Origin of the sequence: Halolamina pelagica, from assembly GCF_001307315.1 — an archaeon.
Classification (GTDB): domain Archaea; phylum Halobacteriota; class Halobacteria; order Halobacteriales; family Haloferacaceae; genus Halolamina; species Halolamina pelagica_B.
This window is the reverse complement of sequence record NZ_LGUC01000001.1, coordinates 694,216-715,600: the sequence shown is the minus strand read 5'-3', so window position 1 is coordinate 715,600 and position 21,385 is coordinate 694,216. Positions and strand designations below refer to the sequence as shown.

At 71.0% G+C, this 21,385-nt stretch carries 21 protein-coding genes and 5 pseudogenes; 14 read left to right on the top strand and 12 right to left on the bottom strand.

The window, feature by feature from the left end; all coding sequences use genetic code 11:
- Positions 1-13: 13 nt before the first annotated feature.
- The 4 genes from SY89_RS17565 to SY89_RS03735 all read left to right on the top strand — a co-directional run bounded on the left by SY89_RS17565 (position 14) and on the right by SY89_RS03735 (position 3,057).
- Entirely contained in the window at positions 14-550 is a 537-nt protein-coding gene (locus SY89_RS17565; protein WP_204374416.1) for a universal stress protein, read from the top strand.
- Complete coding sequence (locus tag SY89_RS18090) at positions 454-900, top strand: universal stress protein (RefSeq protein WP_239685641.1); 447 nt, start codon at positions 454-456, stop codon at positions 898-900. Before SY89_RS17565 ends, SY89_RS18090 begins: the two co-directional genes overlap by 97 nt.
- Before the next feature lie 69 nt (positions 901-969).
- Complete coding sequence (locus tag SY89_RS03740; protein WP_054583202.1) at positions 970-2,136, top strand: threonine synthase; 1,167 nt, start codon at positions 970-972, stop codon at positions 2,134-2,136.
- 195 nt (positions 2,137-2,331) lie between these two features.
- Positions 2,332-3,057, top strand: a complete 726-nt coding sequence (locus SY89_RS03735; protein ID WP_054583201.1) for a helix-turn-helix domain-containing protein — start codon at positions 2,332-2,334, stop codon at positions 3,055-3,057.
- A gap of 4 nt (positions 3,058-3,061) precedes the next feature.
- Here SY89_RS03735 and sucD read toward each other — a convergent pair.
- Positions 3,062-3,930, bottom strand: a pseudogene (gene sucD / locus SY89_RS03730) (succinate--CoA ligase subunit alpha).
- Positions 3,927-5,071: pseudogene (sucC, locus tag SY89_RS03725) on the bottom strand (ADP-forming succinate--CoA ligase subunit beta). The pseudogenes sucD and sucC overlap by 4 nt, the downstream one beginning before the upstream one ends.
- A gap of 155 nt (positions 5,072-5,226) precedes the next feature.
- Here sucC and SY89_RS03720 point away from each other — a divergent pair.
- From SY89_RS03720 to SY89_RS03705, 4 genes and pseudogenes are all read left to right on the top strand, one after another.
- A pseudogene (locus SY89_RS03720) lies at positions 5,227-6,152 on the top strand (DMT family transporter).
- Positions 6,153-6,216: 64 nt separating this feature from the next.
- Positions 6,217-6,732, top strand: coding sequence for a helix-turn-helix domain-containing protein (locus SY89_RS03715; RefSeq protein ID WP_054583200.1), 516 nt, complete (start codon positions 6,217-6,219; stop codon positions 6,730-6,732).
- Between the two features lie 263 nt (positions 6,733-6,995).
- Positions 6,996-8,188, top strand: a pseudogene (locus SY89_RS03710) (alanyl-tRNA editing protein).
- Between the two features lie 55 nt (positions 8,189-8,243).
- The gene (locus tag SY89_RS03705) at positions 8,244-9,389 is read left to right on the top strand and encodes an acyl-CoA dehydrogenase family protein (protein WP_054583199.1); all 1,146 of its coding nucleotides are present in this window, start codon (positions 8,244-8,246) and stop codon (positions 9,387-9,389) included.
- On the opposite strand, the gene SY89_RS03700 is transcribed toward SY89_RS03705, so the two are convergent.
- Entirely contained in the window at positions 9,364-10,050 is a 687-nt protein-coding gene (locus tag SY89_RS03700) for a class I SAM-dependent methyltransferase (protein WP_054583198.1), read from the bottom strand. The two genes, SY89_RS03705 and SY89_RS03700, sit on opposite strands and share 26 nt — an antisense overlap.
- Positions 10,047-10,813: pseudogene (locus SY89_RS03695) on the bottom strand (hypothetical protein). Before SY89_RS03695 ends, SY89_RS03700 begins: the two are co-directional and overlap by 4 nt.
- Positions 10,814-10,895: 82 nt before the next feature.
- Between SY89_RS03695 and SY89_RS03690 the strand changes: the two are divergent.
- On the top strand, positions 10,896-11,402 hold the full coding sequence (locus SY89_RS03690) for an HAD family hydrolase (RefSeq protein WP_054583197.1): 507 nt from the start codon (positions 10,896-10,898) through the stop codon (positions 11,400-11,402).
- On the opposite strand, the gene SY89_RS03685 is transcribed toward SY89_RS03690, so the two are convergent.
- Entirely contained in the window at positions 11,403-11,645 is a 243-nt protein-coding gene (locus tag SY89_RS03685) for a DUF5822 domain-containing protein (protein WP_054583196.1), read from the bottom strand.
- Positions 11,645-12,415: an alpha/beta fold hydrolase gene (locus SY89_RS03680; RefSeq protein WP_054583195.1), complete on the bottom strand. Its 771-nt coding sequence runs from the start codon at positions 12,413-12,415 to the stop codon at positions 11,645-11,647. Before SY89_RS03680 ends, SY89_RS03685 begins: the two co-directional genes overlap by 1 nt.
- A 234-nt stretch (positions 12,416-12,649) precedes the next feature.
- Between SY89_RS03680 and SY89_RS03675 the strand changes: the two genes are divergently transcribed.
- Together SY89_RS03675 and SY89_RS03670 are read left to right on the top strand one after the other, a co-directional pair.
- Positions 12,650-12,901 (top strand): DUF7127 family protein, encoded by a 252-nt coding sequence (locus tag SY89_RS03675; RefSeq protein WP_054583194.1) that lies wholly within the window; start codon positions 12,650-12,652, stop codon positions 12,899-12,901.
- The gene (locus SY89_RS03670; protein WP_054583193.1) at positions 12,898-15,180 is read left to right on the top strand and encodes a CDC48 family AAA ATPase; all 2,283 of its coding nucleotides are present in this window, start codon (positions 12,898-12,900) and stop codon (positions 15,178-15,180) included. Before SY89_RS03675 ends, SY89_RS03670 begins: the two co-directional genes overlap by 4 nt.
- A 45-nt stretch (positions 15,181-15,225) precedes the next feature.
- Here the strand turns inward: SY89_RS03670 and SY89_RS03665 are convergent, their stop codons facing one another.
- The 6 genes from SY89_RS03665 to SY89_RS18080 all read right to left on the bottom strand — a co-directional run bounded on the left by SY89_RS03665 (position 15,226) and on the right by SY89_RS18080 (position 18,331).
- On the bottom strand, positions 15,226-16,191 hold the full coding sequence (locus tag SY89_RS03665; protein ID WP_054583192.1) for an oxidoreductase: 966 nt from the start codon (positions 16,189-16,191) through the stop codon (positions 15,226-15,228).
- A gap of 43 nt (positions 16,192-16,234) precedes the next feature.
- Positions 16,235-16,567, bottom strand: a complete 333-nt coding sequence (locus SY89_RS03660; protein WP_054583191.1) for a DUF7521 family protein — start codon at positions 16,565-16,567, stop codon at positions 16,235-16,237.
- Positions 16,560-16,847 carry a hypothetical protein gene (locus tag SY89_RS03655; RefSeq protein WP_054583190.1) on the bottom strand — a complete coding sequence of 96 codons (288 nt, stop codon included), beginning with the start codon at positions 16,845-16,847 and terminating at the stop codon, positions 16,560-16,562. The genes SY89_RS03660 and SY89_RS03655 overlap by 8 nt, the downstream gene beginning before the upstream one ends.
- Entirely contained in the window at positions 16,847-17,269 is a 423-nt protein-coding gene (locus SY89_RS03650; RefSeq protein WP_080506585.1) for a helix-turn-helix domain-containing protein, read from the bottom strand. Before SY89_RS03650 ends, SY89_RS03655 begins: the two co-directional genes overlap by 1 nt.
- Positions 17,270-17,363: 94 nt before the next feature.
- Positions 17,364-17,852 (bottom strand): CPBP family intramembrane glutamic endopeptidase, encoded by a 489-nt coding sequence (locus SY89_RS18085; protein WP_239685505.1) that lies wholly within the window; start codon positions 17,850-17,852, stop codon positions 17,364-17,366.
- Positions 17,849-18,331: a hypothetical protein gene (locus tag SY89_RS18080; RefSeq protein WP_054583188.1), complete on the bottom strand. Its 483-nt coding sequence runs from the start codon at positions 18,329-18,331 to the stop codon at positions 17,849-17,851. Before SY89_RS18080 ends, SY89_RS18085 begins: the two co-directional genes overlap by 4 nt.
- 136 nt (positions 18,332-18,467) lie before the next feature.
- Between SY89_RS18080 and SY89_RS03635 the strand changes: the two genes are divergently transcribed.
- The 3 genes from SY89_RS03635 to SY89_RS03625 all read left to right on the top strand — a co-directional run bounded on the left by SY89_RS03635 (position 18,468) and on the right by SY89_RS03625 (position 21,382).
- Positions 18,468-19,145, top strand: coding sequence for an MBL fold metallo-hydrolase (locus tag SY89_RS03635; RefSeq protein WP_054583187.1), 678 nt, complete (start codon positions 18,468-18,470; stop codon positions 19,143-19,145).
- A 64-nt stretch (positions 19,146-19,209) separates the two neighbouring features.
- On the top strand, positions 19,210-19,947 hold the full coding sequence (locus tag SY89_RS03630) for an ABC transporter ATP-binding protein (RefSeq protein WP_054583186.1): 738 nt from the start codon (positions 19,210-19,212) through the stop codon (positions 19,945-19,947).
- Positions 19,940-21,382, top strand: a complete 1,443-nt coding sequence (locus tag SY89_RS03625) for a hypothetical protein (RefSeq protein ID WP_054583185.1) — start codon at positions 19,940-19,942, stop codon at positions 21,380-21,382. The genes SY89_RS03630 and SY89_RS03625 overlap by 8 nt, the downstream gene beginning before the upstream one ends.
- Positions 21,383-21,385: the final 3 nt, after the last annotated feature.

Below are 21,385 nucleotides of genomic sequence, written 5' to 3'. Positions count from 1 at the left end.
CCAACAGTCGGACATGTACGACCACATCCTCGTCGGCGTCGACGGGAGTGACGAGTCGAAACGGGCGGCGCGATACGGCCTCGAACTCGCCACGCGCGTCGACGCGTCGGTGACGGCGGTCCACGTCGTCGAACAGGGCACCCTCGAGCTCACGCAGGGGTCGAGCGAGGCCAGCGAGCTCCGCGAGGAGCGGGCGGCCGTGCTCGCGGAGCTCGAGGCGGTCGCCGACGAGGTCGGACAGCCGATCGAGACCGAACTGCTCGAAGGCAACCCCGCGAAACGGCTGACCGCGTACGGAAACGAGACTGACGCGGATCTGGTCGTACTCGGCCGCCAGGGCATCTCCGGCGTGAAACGGCGCCTGCTCGGGGGACGACCGAACAGGTGCTGTACCGCAGCGAGCAGCCGGTGTTCGTGGTCCCCGATGCGGCCGAATCGTTCGCGGCCGAGCGACTGCTCGTTCCCACCGACGGCAGCGAGAACGCCGCGCGGGCGCTCCCCCACGCCGCCGAACTCAGTCGGATCGACGGCGGCCACGTCGATCTGCTGAACGTGATCGACCTCGCCGAGGCCGGCGGGGCGTTCAACGCCGGCGGGCTCAGCTCGGAGTTTGTCGAGCGACTCGAGAGCCGCGGGCGGGAGGCCGTCGAGGACGCCGCCGAGGAACTCAGGGGCCACAACCCCGACGCCGAAGTTCGGACTGCCGTCGAGCGTGCCGACGCCGCCGGCAGCGTCGCCGACCGCATCCGGACGTACGTCGAGGACGAGGGCGTCGATGCGGTCGTGATGGGCTCACACGGACGAAGCAACCTCCGGCGGACGCTCCTGGGCAGCGTCGCCTCGAACGTGCTCCGCGGGGTCGACGTGCCAGTGCTGGTGGCTGTCCGCGACGGCCAGTAGGCGTCCCCGACCGGCGCGCCCAGCAATCGACCCGCACCCTTCTTGCGCTCCCCGCCCTCATCACGCGCCATGACCCGCGTGTGCTGGCGCTGCGACGCCCGAACAGACGACGACCGCCGGGTGCGGTGTGACTGCGGCGAACCGCTCTGGCTCGACACCGACCCCGATGCAGTCCCCGACTCGTACCCGACCTGCGTCGAGTCGATGTGGGACGTGCTGCCGCTACTGGGCGTCGACGCACCGGCCCCAGGGAGCGGCCTGCCGGCCGCCGCGGGCGGGACCCCGCTCGTCCGGGCCGAATCGCTCGACACCGACGGTGTCACTGTCCACGTGAAGCCGGAGGGGCTGAACCCGACGGGCAGCTTCAAGGATCGCGGGACGGCGTTCGGGATCGCCGCCGCCCTCGAACGCGGCGAGCGCCGGATAGGCACGGTCTCCCACGGGAACATGGCCGAGAGCGTCGCCGCCGGCGCCGCCGCGGCCGGGATGGACTGTACCGTGCTCGTGCCGGCGGACATCGCCGACGAACGACTCGCCGCGATCGGGCGCTACGACCCGCGGCTGGTCCGGGTCGACGGCGACTACGGCCGACTGTACTACGAGGCGCTGGAAGTCGGGCAAGAGGCGGGCGTCCGGTTCCTGAACAGCGACGCGCCGTGGCGGGTGGCGGGGCAAGCGACGACGGCGCTCGAGCTGCTGGCGCAACTGGAAGACGCGCCCGACGCGGTCGTACTCCCCGTCAGCAGCGGCGGCCACGCCAGCGGCACGTGGCAGGCGGTCCGGACGCTGACCGCGGCGGGGCTGCTCGACGCGCCGCCGAAGCTCTGCTTCGTGCAGGCGGCCGCCTGTGCCCCCATCGCGGAGGCGTTCGCCCGGGGCGACGACACGGTGACCGCCGTCGAGGGCGGGGAGACGATCGCGTACTCCATCGCCAACGCCGATCCGCCGAGCGGGAACCGGGCGCTCGCGGCCGCGCGAGCGACAGACGGCGCCGTCGTCGCGGTCGACGACGACGCGATCGAACGTGCCGGCCGCCGGTTCGCGAGCGCGGGGTTGGCGGTCGAACCCGCCTCCGCGACGACGCTGGCGGCGCTCGAACCCCTCCGGGACGCCGGCGTCCTCGATCAGGGTGACACGGCGGCGCTCGTCGCGACCGGTCGCGGCTTCGGTGACGGCGGCGCCGAGGTCGCGACCGACCGCGTCACTCTGTCGGGAGTGGGTTCACTGTTCGAGTGAACGCGGCCAGGCACGCTTAAAAGCCCGGAGTAAACAAGCCAAAAGACTACCTCCTCCCCGGTCATACGTTACGATGTCCACCGACGCACCAGCGTCGGATGGGCCGCCTCTGACATCGGGGCGTGGATCCCTTCCCGTCCACCCCCACTTTTCGTCGCCACATAACCTTAGTAACACGCCGTCGAACCGGTAGCTGTGAGCCTCATCGCGGAACTCCGTCTGACCGACGCGCAGTTAGTGATGCGACCGTCGGTAACGGCGGCTCCCGGGATGACCCTCGAACGCGAGTGGGCGACGGCGGCCGACCGGGCGTCCGATCCCGTGCTGTTCGTCTGGGCCTCGGGCGGCGACTTCGAGGCGTTCGAGGCCGCGTTGCCCGACGATCCGACGGTCAGAACGTACGAGTGTATCGACGGCGGCGACGATCGGCGGCTCTACCGCGTCGTCGTCGACCGCGAGGACACCACGAACCCCGGCCCGATCGACCGCCAGACCGGCGCCTCCCGGCTCTCCATCGAGACGAGCGTCGACGGCGCCGTGTTGAAGGTGCGGCTGCCGGATCGCGAGGCGCTGACGGAGTACATCAGCCTCCTCCGAGAGAACGGGTTCAGCGTCGAACTCCTGCGAGCCCATCCGGCGGACGGCGACCACGGACAGAAGTACGACCTCTCGGAGAAACAGACCGAAGCGCTACAGGAAGCGCTGCAGGCGGGCTACTTCGAAGTGCCCCGCCAGACCGACCTCGAGACGCTGGCCGACCGGTTCGACATCTCCGAACAGGCGCTGTCGGAGCGACTCCGGCGAGGCGTCTCGTCGGTGCTCGCGTCGACAGTCGGCGAACGGGGTGGCACGACCACCGGCGCCGTCGAGAACACGACCGCCGCCATCGACGGCGGCACCGCCGACGGCGACGACAGCTAGCGCGTTACAGGAAGCTCTCGACGTTGTCGGCGACCTCCTCGGGGTGTCGCCAACGGGGACGCCCGCGTCGTTGAGCGCGTCGATCTTGCTCTCTGCGGTGCCGGTGCCGCTGCCGGAGACGATGGCGCCCGCGTGGCCCATGCGCTTGCCCGGCGGCGCCGTGCGGCCGGCGATGAAGCCGGCGACCGGCGTCTCCATGTGCTCCGCGATGTAGGCGGCGGCCTGCTCCTCGTCCTCGCCGCCGATCTCGCCGCACATCACGACGGCCTCGGTCTCGGGGTCGTCCTCGAACGCCGCGAGGGCGTCGACGAACGACGTGCCGATGATCGGGTCGCCGCCGATGCCGATGGCGGTGCTCTGGCCGATACCGCGCTGGGTGAGGCTGTCCACGACCTGGTAGGTCAGCGTGCCGGAGCGGGAGACCAGCCCCACCTTCCCCTCCGAGAAGATGTTGCCCGGCAGGATGCCGAGTTTGGCCTCGCCGGGGGTGATGATGCCCGGACAGTTCGGGCCGATCAGGCGGGTGTCGACCTCCGAGAGGCGCTTGTTCACCTTCGCCATGTCCTGGGTCGGGACGCCCTCGGTGATCGCGACCGCGAGGTCCAGCGGCGCGTCGAGCGCCTCGAAGATCGCGTCGCCCGCGAACGCCGGCGGCACGAAGATCACGGAGGCGTCGGCGTCCTCCTCGATGGCGGCCTTCTGGACGGTGTCGTAGACGGGGACGCCCGCGGCGGTCTGGCCGCCCTTGCCGGGGACGGCGCCGGCGACCACGTTGGTGCCGTACTCGATCATCTGTTCGGCGTGGAAGTTGCCCTCCCCGCCGGTGATGCCCTGTACCACCACTCGGGTGTCGTCGTCGACGAGAATGCTCATTGGTTCACCTCCTCGGCGTCAGCAACCGCACGCTGGACCGCCGACTCCAGCGTCTTCTCGACCGTCACGAGGTCGGTGTTCAGGATCTCCATCCCTCCTCGGCGTTGGTCCCCGCGAGCCGGACCGTCACCGGCTTGGGGATCTCGTCGAACTGCGCCAGCGCCTCGTTGATCCCCTTGGCGACCTCGTCGCCGCGGGTGATGCCGCCGAAGATGTTGAACACAACTGAATCGACGTTCTCGTCGGAGAACACCATGTCGAGTGCGTTCGCGACGCGCTCGGCCTTGGCGCCGCCGCCGATGTCGAGGAAGTTGGCGGGCTCGCCGCCGTAGTAGTCCACGAGGTCGAGCGTCGTCATCACCAGGCCCGCGCCGTTGCCGATGATGCCGACGTTGCCCGACAGCCGGACGTAGTCGAAGCCGTACTCGCCGGCCTTACGCTCGAGGTCGTCCTCGTAGCTGTCCTCTTCCATCTCGGCGAGTTCGGGCTGGCGGAACAGCGCGTCCTCGTCGATTTTCATCACGGCGTCGGCGGCGATCACGTCGTCGTCGGCCGTGATCATCACGGGGTTGACCTCGATCTCGGAGGCGTCGGAGTCCTCGTAGAGCTGGAACAGCGTCCGCAGGATCGACGCCACCTCGCCGGCGAACTGCTGCTCGACGCCGGCCTCGTAGACGACCTTCCGGGACTCGTAGGGGTGCATGCCAAAGGCGGGGTCGACGTGCTCGCGGGCGATCGCCTCGGGCGTCTCCTCGGCGACCTCCTCGATGTCGACGCCGCCCTCGGTGGAGACCATCGCGACCGGCTCGCCGGCCGCGCGGTCCATCGTGACGCCGACGTACAGTTCGTCGACGAAGTCGACGCCGGCCTCGACGAGCACGCGCTCGACGGTGTACCCTTTCAGGTCCATGCCGAGGATCGACTCGGCGGCCTCGCGGGCCTCGTCCTCGCTCGTGACGATCTCGATGCCGCCGGCCTTCCCGCGGCCGCCGACGTGGACCTGTGCCTTGATCGCGGCGGGGTAGCCGATCTCCCCGACCGCCTCGACGACCTCGTCGACCGACGAGGCGAGCCGAGACTCCGGCACGGGGATGCCGGCCTCGGCGAACACCTCCTTGGCCTGGTACTCGTGTAGTTTCATCGCCTAAGGGAACTGGGGACCGTGGGGCGCATAATCCCGTCGGTACGCGCTGGCGTGGGTGTGCGACTCGAACACACGAACGCGGTTGGCGGGACCGACGGACCGCGGCTGCCGCAACCGACGCTCCCTTGTGGGCAGCGGCGAAGAGGTCGACGATGGCAGACGCTCTCGCCGCCCCGCCGGTCGTGTACGCCCTCGCGCTGGTGCCGGCGCTGTTGTGGGGGTTCTCGCCGGTGCTCTCCAAGCGCGGGATGGCGGCGGGCGGGAGCTCGCTGCAGGCGTCGCTGGCCGTCGTGATCGTCGACAGCACGCTCTACCTGCTCGCGCTGGCGGTCCTGCAGGGCGGCGACGCGTTCGCGGGGCTGACCCCCGAGACAGTGGGAGTGTTCGTCGCGGCCGGCGTCGTCGGCACCGCGCTGGGGCGGCTGGCGACGTTCGCCGGCGTCGACCGCGTCGGCGCGAGCGTGAACAGCGCCGGCGTCTCCGCGCGGCCGCTGTTCGCGACGCTGCTTGCGGTCGGGTTCCTCGGCGAGCCCGCGGCGCTCACCACCGCCGTCGGGGTGATCGTGCTCGTCGTCGGGCTCGCCGCGCTCGCGCTGGCGAAAGGCGGCGACATCAGCGGGTGGGAGCCGTACGAACTCCTCTTCCCCGTCGGCGCGGCGGGCTGTTTCGCGATCGGCAACGTGCTGCGGCGCTACGGGCTGACCAGTTCGGGCGTGTCCTCGCTGGAGGCGGTCGCGCTGAACGAACTGGCCGCGCTCGCGGTGCTCGCGGGCTACGCGGTCGCCCGCGGCCGGCTGGGCGACCTGCGCGCGGCGCCGCGTGAGACGTGGACGTACTTCGCCGGCAGCGGGGCGGTCACCGCCGTCGCGCTGCTCTCGCTGTTCGCGGCGTTTCGCCACCCCAGGGGACCGTCGCGATCGTCGACCCGCTGGCGGCGACGGCGCCGCTTTTCACCACCGCCTTCGCGTACTTCCTGCTCGGCGACCTCGAGCGAGTGACCCGCGGCGTCGTCGCCGGCGCGGCGCTGATCGTCCTCGGCGTCGCGCTGGTGACCGCCGGTCCGGCGCTGCTTCCCTGAAGCCAGAGGCAGGTGAGCGAGTCCACGACCACGAATTAATGTCGCCGCGGCACGTAGCCGGGCCATGGCCAAGTACTCGACCGGCGGCGCCGGCGGTGGCGACGACGGGGACGCCTGCGAACTCTGTGGCACCGAGTCCGCCTCGCTCCAAAAGGCGAACGTGGCGGGCGCGGAGCTGCTTGTCTGTGACGACTGCGCGCCGATGAGCGCCAACCGCAACAAGGACCGCAAGAAGCGCGAGCAGCAGGAGGGAACGCGCGACGGCGCTCGCACCAACCGCAAGAAGCGCGCGGCACAGAACACCGCGAAGCTGATGGACTCGAACCAGCCCGACACCGAGTGGGTCGAGGACACCGACTACGACGACGACAGCCTCCCGTACCTCGTCTCGGGCTACGGCGATGTGGTCACCGAGGCCCGGCAGGACGCCGGCCTCACGACGGAGGAGCTGGCCGCGGAGCTGTCGTTCGACGAGGACGACCTGCTCGCCGTCGAGGACGGGCGCGCGATCCGCGCCGACGTTGGCGGGAGCGTGATCGCCAAGCTCGAGGACCGGTTCGGCATCGAACTGGCGGAGTAACCGTTCACGGCGCGCGAACGTCGCCGACGACGGTCGGTGACTGGAGCCCATGCCGTGGACGTGTGTGACCGTTCACGGCGAGCGAGCCTCGCTGGCTCCGGCCAGCGATTCCGAGCCCATGCCGTAGACGTGTGTGACCGTTCACGGCGAGCGAGCCTCGCTGGCTCCGGCCAGCGATTCCGAGGCCGTGCCGTGGCACGGGAGCGAACGCGAAGATAGCCGGAGCCCGCGGCTTTTTGCGGGCGCCACGATATCCGACAGCCATGCAGACCCTCGCACCCGACAACCCCGAGACGCTCTCGTTCGACACCGAGGTCGCGGCCGTCGACGGCCGCGAGGTGGTGCTCGACGAGACGTACTTCTACCCGGAGGGGGCGGCCAGCCCGCCGACCGCGGCGTGATCGACGACCTCGCCGTCACGGACGTACAGAAGTCCGCAGACGGCGTCGTCCACACGCTGGCCGAGGCCCCCGAGTTCGAGGAAGGCGAGACGGTCCACTGCGTCGTCGACGCCGCGTTCCGCACGTACTGCAAGCGGGCCCACACGGCGAGCCACGTCCTGTTCGGCGCGGGGCGACGCGTGCTCGACGACGTTGGCTACGCCGGCTTCGACATCGGCGAGGAGAGCGTCCGCGTCGACTTCACCGCCGACACCGAGATCACCGACGAGCGCATGGTCGAGATGGAGCGGCTCGCCAACCGCGCGGTCTGGGACTCCCTGCCCGTGACGTGGGGGTACGAGGATACCCAGACCGCCCGCGAGCGCGAGGCGGTCGCGTTCAACACGAAAACCGAGGAGGGCGCGATGGCCGACGCCGACGAGGTGCGCGTCGTCACTGTCGAGGGCTGGGACGTGGCGGCCTGTGGCGGCACGCACGTCTCGAACACCCAGGAGATCGGCCCGATCCACGTGCTCGAGCGCTCGAACCCCGGCGAGGGCGCGACGCGCGTGGAGTTCGCCGTCGGGCCGAGCGCCATCGACGCCGCCGCCGACCTCCACGTGGCCGCTCGCGAGGGCGCCCAGCGCCTCGACGTGGCGCCGCCGGAGATCCCCGAGGCCGTCGACCGACTGACAGACGAACGTGACGAACTCCGCGACGAGGCGGCCGACCTGAAGTCCGAACTCCTCTCCGACCGGCTCGACGGCCTCGACGCCGTCGACCGCGACGGCGGGCGGTGGCTCGTCGGCGCTATCGAGGGCGCGACGCCGAACGACCTCCAGGGCGAACTCGAGGGGTACGTCGGCGACGGCGTCGACGGCGTCGCGGTCACGGGAACCTCGGGCGAGACGTTCGTCGTCGTCGCGACCGACGGCGACGCCGACGCCAACGCGGTCGTCCAGGACGTGACCGGCGAGTTCGGCGGCGGCGGCGGCGGCAGCCCGACGTTCGCCCAGGGCGGCGGCATCCCGGTGCCGCCGGTGGAAGTCGTCGGCTACCTCCGGAACGAGGACTGAGGCGGTCGGCCCGGGAGTCGGACCGTTTTTGCGCCGTCCGGCCCACGAACGAGCTATGCACCTGCAGACCGACTCCGCGCTGACCGACGAGCAGCGCGCCTTCCGGGACGCCGTCGAGGAGTTCGCGCTCGAGGAGCTCCGTCCCGAGGCGCAGGAACTCGACGCCACCGAGGAGTTCCCCGAGGACGCGTGGGACGACCTCGCCGAACTGGACCTCACCGGCCTCACCGTCCCCGCGGAGTACGGCGGCTTCGACGCCGACAAGACCACCTACTCGGTCGTGAACGAGGCGCTGGCGTACGGCCACCTCGCGGTCGCGACGGCGCTCTCCGTGCACTGTCTCGCGACCTCCTGTATCGCCGAGTTCGGCAGCGACGACGTGAAGGAGGAGTGGCTGCCGGAGATGGTCGACGGCCGTCCCGTCGGCGCGTTCTGTCTCTCCGAGCCCGGCGCCGGCTCCAACCCCGCGGAGATGACCACCACCGCCGAGAAGACCGAGGACGGCTATCGCATCTCCGGCGAGAAGCAGTGGATCACCAACGGCCAGCGGGCCGGCGTCTACATCGTCTTCGCCAAGACCGACGCCGACGACCGCGGCTCGATCACGCAGTTCCTCGTCCCGGCGGAGTACGACGGCGTGAAAGTCGGGAAGAAGGAGCACAAACTCGGCCTGCGCGCCAGCGACACCACGGGGATGACGTTCGACGGCGTCGAAATTCCCGAGAAGTACCGCCTCACGCCGGAGGGCGAGGGGCTCTCCGCGGCGTTCAAGATCCTCACCGGCGGGCGACTCGGCATCGCCTCGCAGGCCGTCGGCGTCGCACAGGCCGCGCTGGACGAGGCGATCGCCTACGCCGGCGAGCGCGAGCAGTTCGGCAAGCCCATCGGCGACATCGGCGCGATCCGGCAGAAAGTCGCGGACATGGCGACGCAGGTCGAGGCCTCGCGGCTGCTCTGTCGGGAGGCCGCCCGGCAGGCCGACGCGGGCGAAGACTCCCGCGTGATCGCGTCGATGGCGAAGTACTTCGCCAGCGAGGCGGCGATGGACGTGACCAACGAGGCGGTGCAGATCCACGGCGGCTACGGCTACATGAGCGAGTTCGACGTGGAGCGGTTCTACCGCGACGCGAAGATCACGACCATCTACGAGGGGACCAGCGAGATCCAGAAGACGATCATCGCGCGGGATCTGCTGGACTGACGCTACGGCTCGCGGTGGCCCGCAGCGACCGTGATCGTCCCGAACACGAACCTCCCGCTCTCGACCGTCCCCATCGACGCCTCCAACCCCGCCCGGGCGGCCGCCGTCCGACGGTCCAACTGCGCGAGCGCGTCGCCCCGGCGGCGTCGAACAACTCCGTGCTCAGGCGTGTGAACCCCCACAGCGCCGCGTTCGCCGCGCGGTTCCCCCGCGGCGCGAAGGTGGCGAGGGCGACGCTGTCGGCGATATCGCACCACTCGTGCACCACCGATTCCGGGTCGGGGAACAGCGACGTGACGAACGTCGCGAGGACGGCGTCTGTCGCCGCGATGGGCGGCGTCGCGGCGTCGGCCTGCACCAACGAGACGTTCTCCCAGCCGCGTCGGGCGACGAGCGCCTGCGCCCGATCGAGCATCCGGTCGGTCACGTCGACGCCGACGACGTGGCCCGAGGGGCCGACCGCCTCGCGGAGCGCCGGGAGGTTCGGCCCGGGGCCGCAGCCGAACTCCACCACCGTGTCGCCCGGGTCGAGCTCCAGCGCGTCGACGCAGGCCGCTCGGACGCCGCCGACGCCGGTGGTCGCCCGCGCGAACCAGTCGTAGAGCCGCGCCCAGCGCCGGTAGCTGTCCCGGATTCGGCGACGGTGCGCGCTGTCGCTCATCCGCCGTGGTCCCGGACCGCCTCCGGCGGCGTCTTCGGCCACCACTGCTCGGGGCTCGCTCGCGCGACCGTCGAGTAGCACTGCTCGGAGTCCGCACAGCCCCGCGGCCGCTGGTAGTCGATGCCGCGCTCGCCGAGGTAGCTGACGTAGCCGTCGTCGACGCGGTCGAGTTTCTCGTGACAGACCCAGCGCGTCCCCCGGCGGTCGGCGCCGAGGGTCCGGTACGGGCAGGTGAACGTCGTCCGCTCGGCGCCCTCGGATCCGGTGTCGTCGATCCGGACGCCGACGAGGCGGTAGGCGAGCCGGAGCCGTCGGACCACGGTTTCGGGTGCGCTGGCGCCGAGGAACAGCCCGTGGGCGACGACGTAGCCGAAGGCGTGCAGCGCGCGCTCGAACGGCGTGAGTTCGTCCGGATCGTCGTCGAGCAGGCTCCGGAGTTCGTGGTACCACACGGATAGCTCGCCGACTTCGGGCAGCGTGTCCGCGGCCGCACGGAGGGCGGCGCGGCGGTCCGGCAGCGGCGCGGCGCCGTCGGTGAGTCGGAAGTCGGGACGGCTTCGACGTGGGCCAGCACCGTCTCGCGGAGGATCTCGCCGTCCGCGTAGGCGTCGGCGAGCCGCCGGAGCTCGTCGTACCACTCGCCGGCGATGCGGCCGTAGGCGCCGCCGAGCAGGCGGTCCGCGGCCACGAACCGATCGTCGGCGCGCGGCTCGGGGAAGCGATCGACCACGCGCTGTAGCTGTTGGGGGTCGGGCCCCGCCATACCCCAGGGTGGGTGTCAGACTACTTGAATCTGGGTGCGCGAGCGCCCCACGCTTTTTCTCCCCCAACCCCTCTTGCCGGGCATGCAGCCCGTCGTCTACGACCTCGACGGCACACTCGTCTCCCTCCCGGTCGACTGGGGCGCCGCGCGCGACGATCTCGCCGCCGACCTCCGCGGCGTCGGCGTCGACCCGGGCGATCGGGACCTCTGGGGCCTGCTCGAACTTGCCGAGACGGAGGGCCACCGCGACCGCTTCGAGGCCGTCGTCGGCGAACACGAGCGCGAGGCCGCTCGCGCGGCACCCGCGCTCGAACTGGTCGAGGAACTCCGCGCCCACCCGGGCCCGGTCGGCGTCTGCTCGCTCAACAGCGAGGCGGCCTGCCGGATCGCGCTCGACCGACACGGGCTCGACGCCGACGCGGTCGTCGGCCGCGACTCGGTCGGGAGCTACAAACCCGACCCCGAGCCGCTGCTGTCGACGCTCTCGGCGATGGACGTCGAGGGCGAGGCGGCGGTGTTCGTCGGCGACTCCGAACGCGACCGCGTGACGGCGGAGCGAGCCGGCGTCCCGTTCCGCTGGGTCGAGTAGCTACGCGTCGTCGCCCTCCCGCCACCGCGCGTACAGATACACGCACAGCCCCGTCAGCACCCACACCGGCGCGCCGACCCGGATCGCGAACGAGGCGCGGGACGGCCAGTCCGGCAGCGTCGCTTGCATCGACAGCAGCGCGACCACCGGCGCGCCGACGACGATCGTCAACACGAACGTCACCTGCATCACCCAGCCGAAGTCGACGCCGTCGGGATCGGTGGTGGCGACGCGCTCTGGCATCAGAGACGGTCGAGGAACGACGCGACGGCGCTGTTGAACGCGGTTGGCTGTTCGAGCATCGCCAGGTGGGCGGCGTCGTCGACGGTCGCCATCTCGCCGTCGGGGATCGCGTCCGCCAGCGCCTCGTGGTAGTGTGGCGGCGTGAGCTTGTCGTGCTCGCCCACCACCGCAAGCGTCGGCACGTCGATCTCTCCCAGCCGCTCGCGCACGTCGAACTCGTGGCAGGTCCGGAAGTCCCGCGCGGTGATCTCCCGGCCGGTCTCCCGCATCGCCGCCTCGCTGATCCCGACCAGTTCGTCGCTCGGCTCGTGGAACAGCCGGTCGGGCCCGTGGAGGAACTCGATCGCGCGGTCGAACTCCTCCTCCAGCCAGACCAGCAGGTCGTCGAGCACGGGCAGTCGGGCGCCGGCACCCGTGAGGACGAGCCCGTCGATCGGGAGCTCCCGGTCCAGCGCGACAGTCAACGCGACGGCGGCGCCGAGGGAGTTGCCACAGAGGACGCGGTCGCCCGTCTCCTCGGCGACGGCGACCACGTCGTCGGCGTAGCCGGAAAGCGCCTCGTAGCCGGCCTGTGCGGTCAGCGACCCGCTCTCGCCGTGGTCACTCAGATCCATCGCCGTCACCGGCGTCCGGTCGGCCAGCCGCGACTGGGACTTCCAGACGCCCGCTGCCCCGCCGCTGCCGTGGATACAGAGCAGCCCCGGCCCCGCCTCGGTCCGCGCCGAGCGGCGGTACGCCGTCCCCCGGCCGTGGTGCGAAACCTGCTTCATACCGTTGTGTCTCCCGCGCCCAGCATAAAGCCGCGGGAACGAGCCACGCGAACGTGGCCTCGCGAGCCAGACGGCCACCCGGTCGACGCCGAACAGCGAGCTGCCAGCTGGGGCGGGTCCGGCGCAGCTCACCAGCTGAACCGCTACCCCATCCGTATTCGGCGATGTCGCTCCCGTATGGCGATTTTTTGGCGACAGATCTAAATACCCTGGGCGATTACTTGGGGTTAGCTAATGACCACTCACCAACGCAGTATCACCGACGAGCAGTTCGGTCGGGTCTACGAGTACGACGACAGCCTCGTGGTCGCGCTCGATCTCGCTGACGCGGAGGGGGAGGTCGCCGTCGACACGGTCGGCGAGACCGCCATCGTCGTCGTCGAGAACGGCGACGGCACGTCCACGGAGACCGAGTTCGAGCTTCCCGGGGTCGCCCGGGAGAGCACGGTAAACAACGGCGTGCTGACCGTGGAGGTGGAGGCATGAAGCTCACGGTCAAGCCGCTGAAGCAGAAAGACGCCGGCCGCCGCCTCGCCGCCGTCGACCGCGTCGCCGCCGACGAGATGGACCTCTCGGGCGGCGACTTCATCCGCATCGAGGGGAGCCAGGGCGCCGCGATCGCCCGCGTCTGGCCCGGCTACCCCGAGGACGACGGCACGGGCGTCGTACGCATCGACGGCCGGCTCCGACAGGAGGCCAGCGTCGGCATCGACGACCGCGTCACCGTCGAGCCCGCCGACGTGAACCCCGCCGACAGCGTCACCGTCGCGCTCCCCCAGAACATGGGGATCCGCGGCGACATCGGGAGCCTCGTCCGGAAGGAGCTCTCCGGCCAGCCCGTCACGACCGGGCAGGACGTCCAGCTCCCGCTGGGCTTCGGCCTGATGGGCGGGCAGGGACAGGCGGTGCCGCTGAAGATCGCCGAGACCGACCCCAGCGGGACGGTCGTGATCACCGACTCGACGGAGGTCGAGATCAGCCAGCAGCCCGCCGAACAGATCCGGGACGACCGCGGCGCCGCGGCCGGCGCCGGCACCCCCGGCGGTACCGAGGGCCCCGACGTAACCTACGAGGACATCGGCGGCCTCGACGACGAGCTCGAACAGGTCCGGGAGATGATCGAGCTCCCGATGCGCCACCCCGAGCTGTTCGGCCGGCTGGGGATCGAACCGCCCAAGGGCGTGCTGCTGCACGGGCCGCCCGGGACGGGGAAGACGCTGATCGCCAAGGCCGTCGCCAACGAGATCGACGCCTCGTTCCACACCATCTCCGGCCCCGAGATCATGTCGAAGTACTACGGGGAGTCCGAGGAGCAGCTCCGCGAGGTGTTCGAGGAGGCCCAGGAGGAGAGCCCGGCGATCATCTTCATGGACGAACTCGACTCCATCGCCCCCGCGCGTGACGAGGCCGGCGGCGACGTGGAGCGCCGCGTCGTGGCCCAGCTGCTCAGCCTGATGGACGGGCTGGAGGAGCGCGGCGAGATCGTCGTCATCGGCGCGACCAACCGCGTCGACGCCATCGACTCGGCGCTGCGCCGCGGCGGCCGCTTCGACCGCGAGATCGAGGTCGGCGTGCCGGACACGAACGGTCGCGAGGAGATCCTGCAGGTCCACACGCGCAACATGCCGCTGGCCGACGACGTGGACATCGAGGAGCTCGCGGAGAACACCCACGGGTTCGTGGGCGCGGACCTGGAGTCGCTGGCCAAGGAGTCGGCGATGATCGCGCTCCGTCGCTTCCGCCCCGAACTCGACCTCGAGGAGGACGAGATCGACGCCGAGACGCTGGAACGCCTCGACGTGACGGAGACGGACTTCCGCGAGGCGCTGCGGGGCATCGAGCCCAGCGCGCTGCGTGAGGTGTTCGTCGAAGTCCCCGACGTGACCTGGGAGGACGTGGGCGGCCTCGGCGACACGAAGGAGCGCCTGCGCGAGACGATCCAGTGGCCGCTCGACTACCCCGAGGTGTTCGAGCAGATGGACGTCGACAGCGCGAAGGGCGTGCTGCTGTACGGCCCGCCCGGCACCGGGAAGACGCTGCTCGCGAAGGCCGTCGCCAACGAGGCCGAGAGCAACTTCATCTCGGTGAAGGGGCCCGAACTGCTGGACAAGTACGTGGGCGAGTCCGAGAAGGGCGTCCGCGAAATCTTCAGCAAGGCCCGCGAGAACGCCCCGACGGTGGTGTTCTTCGACGAGATCGACGCTATCGCGACCGAGCGGGGCCGCAACAGCGGTGACTCGGGCGTCTCCGAGCGCGTCGTCTCCCAGCTCCTGACGGAACTGGACGGGCTCGAAGAGCTGGAGGACGTGGTCGTCGTCGCGACCACGAACCGGCCGGACCTGATCGACAGCGCGCTGATCCGCCCCGGCCGGCTGGACCGGCACGTCCACGTGCCCGTGCCCGACGAGGACGCGCGGCGCGCGATCCTCGCGGTCCACACGGCGGACAAGCCGCTGGCCGACGACGTGGATCTCGACGACATCGCGGCCCGCACCGACGGCTACGTCGGCGCCGACCTCGAGGCGCTGGCCCGCGAGGCGTCGATGAACGCCACCCGGGAGTTCATCAACAGCGTCGACCCCGAGGAGGCCACCGAGAGCGTGGGCAACGTCCGCGTGACGATGGCCCACTTCGAGGAGGCGCTCGAGGAAGTCGTCCCGTCGGTCACCGACGAGACCCGCGAGCAGTACCAGAAGATCGAGGAGCGGTTCCAGAAAGCCGACGTGGAGAAAGACGAGGAGCCCGCGGCGCCGACGTTCCAGTAACGTCCCGCTCCGTTCTGCGGATTTTTGCCGACCGACGCCGCGTCGCTACGCGTCGGGCAGGTCGTACTCGACACCCGTGAGCGCCGCCGAAACGTCCCACAGCCGGTCGGCGGTTTCCTCGTCCCGCGAGGCCGCGTTCGACTCCTGCAGTTCCGGGGCGCCGCGCATGTTCAACAGCCCGCCCGGGCCGACGTACTCGCCCCCGGAGACCCCGTCCGCTGTCGCGGCGTACAACATCGGCAGCGCCCCCTGCGTGGCTGACTGACCGAGCACGGCGTTGGCGGCCTTCATCGCCCAGATCCCGAGTGTCGACCCCGCCGCCTCGGGCCCGCGCCGCTGGAGGTTCGTGTCGGCGTAGCCGGGGTGACAGCCAAGACTCGTCACGTCGGCGTCGGCGGCGTCGAGCCGGCGGTCCAGTTCGTACGCGAACAGCAGGTTCGCCAGCTTGCTCTGGGCGTAGGCGCCCCACTTGTCGTAGGACGCCTCGTGCTGCAGATCGTCGAAGTCGATCGTCCCTCGTTCGTGGACGCCGCTGCTCTGGGTGACCACCCGGCTCTCGCCGTCGGTCGCCCGTAGGTCCTCGAGCAGGTGCCCCGTGAGCGCGAAGTGGCCGAGGTGGTTGACGCCGAACTGGCGCTCGAACCCGTCTACGGTCTCGTCGCGGGGGATCGCCATCACGCCGGCGTTGTTACAGAGCACGTGCAGGTCGTCGAAGCGCGTGCCGAACTGCTCGGCGAAGCTCGCGACGGAGCCCAGATCAGCCAGATCCAGTTCCATCACTGTCAGCGACCCGTCGTCGGGGGCTGACGCCCACTCGGGGCCGTCGGCGAGCGTCTCGCAAATCGCCTCGGCGGCGTCCCGGCCGCTGTCGAGGCGTCGGCAGGCCAACACCACGTCGGCGCCTTGGCCCGCGAACGCTTCCGTGGCCTCGTAGCCGAGACCGCTGTTCGCGCCGGTGACGACGACGGTTCGACCGGTCAGTGTCGGTATCGACGAACGGTCCCAACTCATGACTGACCGTTCAGTCAGGACCGTCCTAACGGTTGGGGTGCCGTCAGGCGCGGGAAAACGCGTAGAGAATCGACAGCAGCCCCGTCACCGAGACGCCGAACGACACCACGGCGAGCACGAGATCCGCGCCGGGGAGGAGGAGGTAGCCGAGCGTCGAGACGACCGGCCGCCCCGTCGCAACGAGCGCGACGCCGATCCCCAGGAACAGCACCGGACGGCTGTCGTTGCGCCGGTAGCCGCGGTACGACTGGTAGCCGACGTAGAGCCCGAGCACTAACACGGCGAGCGTCACCGCGGCGGTCGCGAACTCCACCGGTCCGGCCTCCCGGAGTAGCTCCCCCAGGGCGCTCGCACCGCCGCCCGCCGAGTCAGTCACCGTGCATCACCCCGAGGACGACGAGGAGCCCGACGAGCTGTGTCGAGCGGACCAGCAGCGGCACCCACGCCCCGCCGGGGACGACGGCGCCGAACCCCAGTCGGAGCAGGGTCGGCGCGGCCGCGACAAGGACGACCCCGACCGCCAGCCGGATCGCGGCCGTGCTGTGTGTCCCCTCGCGGTACCCCCGGACGACGACGGCGACCACCGCGAGCGGGAGCCCCACCGAGAGCAGGAACCCGACGGCGAGCGCGAGGTCGAGTGGCGTGAACTGGAGCATCAGCGGAGGTCCTCGAACGCCGCCGTCAGGCGGTCGGCTGGGTCGGTCGGTCGGCGATCGATGCGGAGTTCGAACCCCTCGGCGGTGAGTTCGGTCACCACGCGGTCGAGGCGGGCGCGGTACACCTTGTGGTGGTGGCCGTCGGGGTCGAGGCGCTGCTGTTCGGTCACGAGGTCGTGGTCGGTCAGCCGGTCGAGCCGGTCGTACATCGTCGACGGCGCGGCGTCGAGGCGGTCGGCGAGCTCGTCGGTCGCCAGCGCCTCGCCGTAGGTCAGCACGAGCGCCGCCCGCGCGTACTCGTCGGTCGCCAGCGCCTCGCCGTAGGTCAGCACGAGCGCCGCCCGCGCGTACTCGTCGTCGAGCAGCGCGACGACGTCGGCGTCGTCGGCGTCGATGGCGACGACGCTGCCCTCACCGGACATCGCCCCCATCTGTGGGGTGGGACCACGTAAGCGTACAGGATCGCCAGCGGGCGCCCCACCAGTCACGAGCCACCGGCGTACCCCCATGCTGCCTTCACCGGCTCGTCGTCTCGGCCGCCTCGCAGTCCGTCACCGGGCCAGCAGTGTCGCCCGCGAACACCGGCGAGCGGGCGAGCAGCCAGCCCGCGACGACGAGCCAGCCGACGGCGCCGAGGAGTCCGCCGGTCGTCGGGCCGATCGCGAAGTTCGGCGCCCCCTCGGCGACCATCGGCCCCCAGCGGGAGCTGGTGTTGAACGCCGCGTGGCCGACCGCGGCGGGCCAGACGCTGCCGGTCCGGTAGGTCGCCCACGCGAGGAACACGCCGTACAGCGTCGTCACCCACGCCATCGCCGCCATCCCGAGCCACGGCGCGTCCGGGTAGTTCACGCCGAGGGAGATGAACGGCCAGTGCCAGATCCCCCAGAGCACACCCGTGAGCACTGTGGCTCGACGGTGACCCAGCGGCGAGAGCTTCGGCAGCAGGTACGCCCGCCAGCCGAGCTCCTCGCCCAGCAGGATCACTGCGCCGCCGGCGAGGCTCACCAGCGTGGCCGGCACCGCGAGCGCGAGCGTGGCCGCCGGACTGTCCCCCCGTAGGCGAGGTTGGACGCGAACGTCGCCAGCGGGTCGGCGGCGAGGTAGCGGGGGAAGAGGGCGAAGTAGACGGCGGCGCCGACGACGGCGAGCAGCAGCGGCAGGAGCCCCGCGACGGCGTACGTCCGCCAGTTCCCCCGGAGCTCCGGCGAGAGCAGCAGCGCCTCGCGGCCGAGCCCCTCGTCGGTGAGCCAGCGCGTGACCAGCGTCGCGAACGCGGGGGTGAAGCTGGCGACGAGGACGACGGCGTTGTACGCCAGCGTGGAGAAGTTCCGGTCGGTGACGGTGACGCCCTCGGCGATGAAGTACGCGGCCGGGAGCCAGTGGAGCCCGAACGCGACGGCGAGGAAGATCCCGAGACGCCGGGTCTGGAGCGTCTCGGGGACGATCGTGGCGAACCGGTCGTGGATCGGTGAGTTCTGGACCATGTGCGAACGGACGGGGGGCACCCAGTTACCACCCGCCGCAGGCTTCGCGGGCCGCGAAGTCGGCGACCGATTTATGTAGGAGAAACCGACCGCCTCCGCAGACCGGTGTTAAGCCGCTGGAGCCCGTGCTCCCCGCATGGTCAGGGAGCTCTCTCCCGGCGTCTGGCAGTTCGAGTTACGCGGCGTGAACGCCTACCTGATCGAGGACGACGGCGGGCCGACGCTCGTCGACGCCGGCACGCCGCGTGACGCCGACGACATCCGGACCGGCCTGGCGGAAGCGGGCTACGAGCCGGGCGACGTGGGGCGGGTGCTGCTCACCCACTACGACCTGGACCACGTCGGCGGGCTGGCGGGACTGACGCCCGAACTCGACGCGCCGGTGTATGCCCACCGGCTCGACGCCGAACTCCTCACCGGCGAGCGCTCGCCGCCGCTCACCAACCACAAAGGCGCGCTGCAGCGCTTGCTCGGCCTGTTCGTCACCCGGCCGCCGCTGGAGATCGAGCACGTCGAGGACGGCGACGAAGTCGGCCCGTTCACGGCCTACCACACGCCGGGACACTCGCCGGGCCACGTCGTCTTCGTGAGCGAGGACCACGGGGCCGCGGTGCTCGGTGATCTCGTCGCCGGGGGCGACGGCGAACTCGAACCCTCGGGCTGGCTCATGAGCTACGACACCGCCGCAGTCGCGGCGAGCATCCGCGACCTCGCCGAACGGGCGCCCGAGTTCGAACTGGCCTGTGTCGGCCACGGGGAGCCGCTGACCACCGGCGGCAGCGACGCCCTGGCCGCGCTCGCAGCCCGGCTCTGAGTTTCAGAACCGATAGCCAGCGCCGGACGAACTATGCCCCCGCCGTCGAAGCCAGGGCACCCCCATGACCGCGATCCGGACCGACGACCTGCGCAAGTCCTACGGCGATGTGGACGCGCTCGCCGGGCTCTCGCTCTCGATCGAGTCGGGCGAACTGTACGGCCTGCTCGGCCCCAACGGCGCCGGGAAGACGACGGCGATGAGCGTGCTGACCGGCCAGATCCTCGCCGACGCCGGCGAGGCGGCGGTGCTGGGTGTCGATCCCGAGTCGGACCCCATCGGCGTCCGCGAACGGGTCGGAATCCTGCCCGAGAAGGAGTCACCGCCGAGCTTCTTGACGCCGCGGGAGTACTTCCAGTTCGTCGGCTCGGTGCGGGGCATGGACGACGACGCAGTCGACGAGCGAACCGAGACGTGGGCCGAACGCCTGAGTTTCGCCGAGAAGCTCGACACGCTCTCGACGGATCTCTCGCGCGGCCAGCAGCAGAAGACGATGATCGCCGGCGCCTTCCTCCACGAGCCGGCGGTGGTGTTCATCGACGAGCCGCTCGCGAACCTCGACCCGATCGTCCAGGAACGCGTCAAGCGCTTCCTCACGACCTACCGCGAGGCGGGCAACACCGTGGTCGTCTCCACCCACAACGTCGAGGTCGCCGCGGAACTCTGCTCGCGGGTCGGGATCGTCAACGCTGGCGAACTCGTCGCGGAAGTCGAGCCGGCCGAGTTGGACCCCGACGAGACGCTGCTCGACGTGTTCGTCGAGAACGTCGACGCCGGTGAGGAGTGGAAGGGCGATGAGTGAGGAGTCCCCGAGCCGCTGGGACCGCGACAAGACCGTCTTCCGGGAGATGCTGCGCGAGGAGTGGCGCCTCCACAGCGAACTGCTCGGCGGCGGCCGCTTCGGCGCGTTCCCGCTGCTCGTGGTCGCGCTCGTGGCCGGGGCGGTGTGGCTGCTCGACTCCACCGGCACCGACCCCGGCGCGGTCGTCGCCGGAATGCACGCGCTGGCGTTCGTGTTCGGCCTCCACACGGGCTCGATCGGCTTCGTGGGCCGCGACGCGGTCGCCAACGTGCTGGGCGACGTGACGCTGATCGTCTTCTCCGCCCGCACGCTGCCGCTCTCCCAAGCCCGCCTGCTGGGAATCTTCGTCGTGAAGGACGTGTGCTACTACGCGGTCCTCTTCCTGCTGCCGATGGCGGTCGGCGTCGCCCCTGCCGCCCTGGCCGGCGCCGGGATCGGCCTCGCCGCGATCCCGTTGCTCTGGGCCACGCTCGTCACGACGTTCGTGCTCGGGATCGGGCTCACGATCGCCGGCGTGGGGCTCTCCGCGAAGGGGCTCCCGGGCAGAGGGCTGCTGCTCGCCCTGCTCGGCGTCGCCGTCGCGGCGTGGTACACGGGCGTCCCGGTCGTCGACTACACCCCCTACGGCCTGTATCTCGATCCGGGGGTCGCGAGCGCTGGCGCCGCCGCCGCCCTGATCCTCGCCGCCTACGCCGTCGGCGCGGCGACGTTCGACCCGCAGGCCAAGCCCGCCGACCGCTCGGTCGGGCCGGCGTTCCGGCGCTGGCTCGGCCGCGTCAGCGACCCCGTGGCCGCGAAGACGCTGCTCGACGTGTCCCGGAGCTCCGGCGGCTTCGGGAAGGTGCTGTTCTCCGCCGCGGTGCTGCTCGGGGTGACGGCCGGCCTCGTCGACCTGGCAGCGGACATCACCGGCGTCGCGCCCTCGGTCGGGATCTCCTTCGGCGCCGTGCTGGGACTGACGGGATTTACCACGTACAACTGGCTCACCACGAACGACGACGTGGCGAGCTACCTCGCCCACCCGATCGATACCGCCGCCGTGTTCCGCGGGAAACTGCGGGCGTTCCTGCTGCTCGGCCCCGCGGTGGGGCTGGCGTTCTACGCGGTGGGTGTGCTCTGGCGCGGCACGCCGCCGGGGGAGGCCGCCGTCGGCGCCGTCGTGCTCGTCGGCGTCGCCTGCTACGTGTTCGGGCTGACGATCTGCCTCGCCGGCATGTCGCCCAACGAGTTCCTGTTCGACACGGGGCTGTACGCCGCCTTCGGCGCCGCGATCGCGGTCCCGCTGGTCCCGATTCTGGTGGTCGCGTTCGCGCTGGCACCGGTTTCGGCGACGCTGCTGGCGGCGCTAGGCGTCGGTGGGGTGGTGCTGGGTGCACTCGGGATGGGGCTCTATCGGCGCTCGCTCGGGAAGTGGGCCGCGCATCATCGGGAGTAGCTC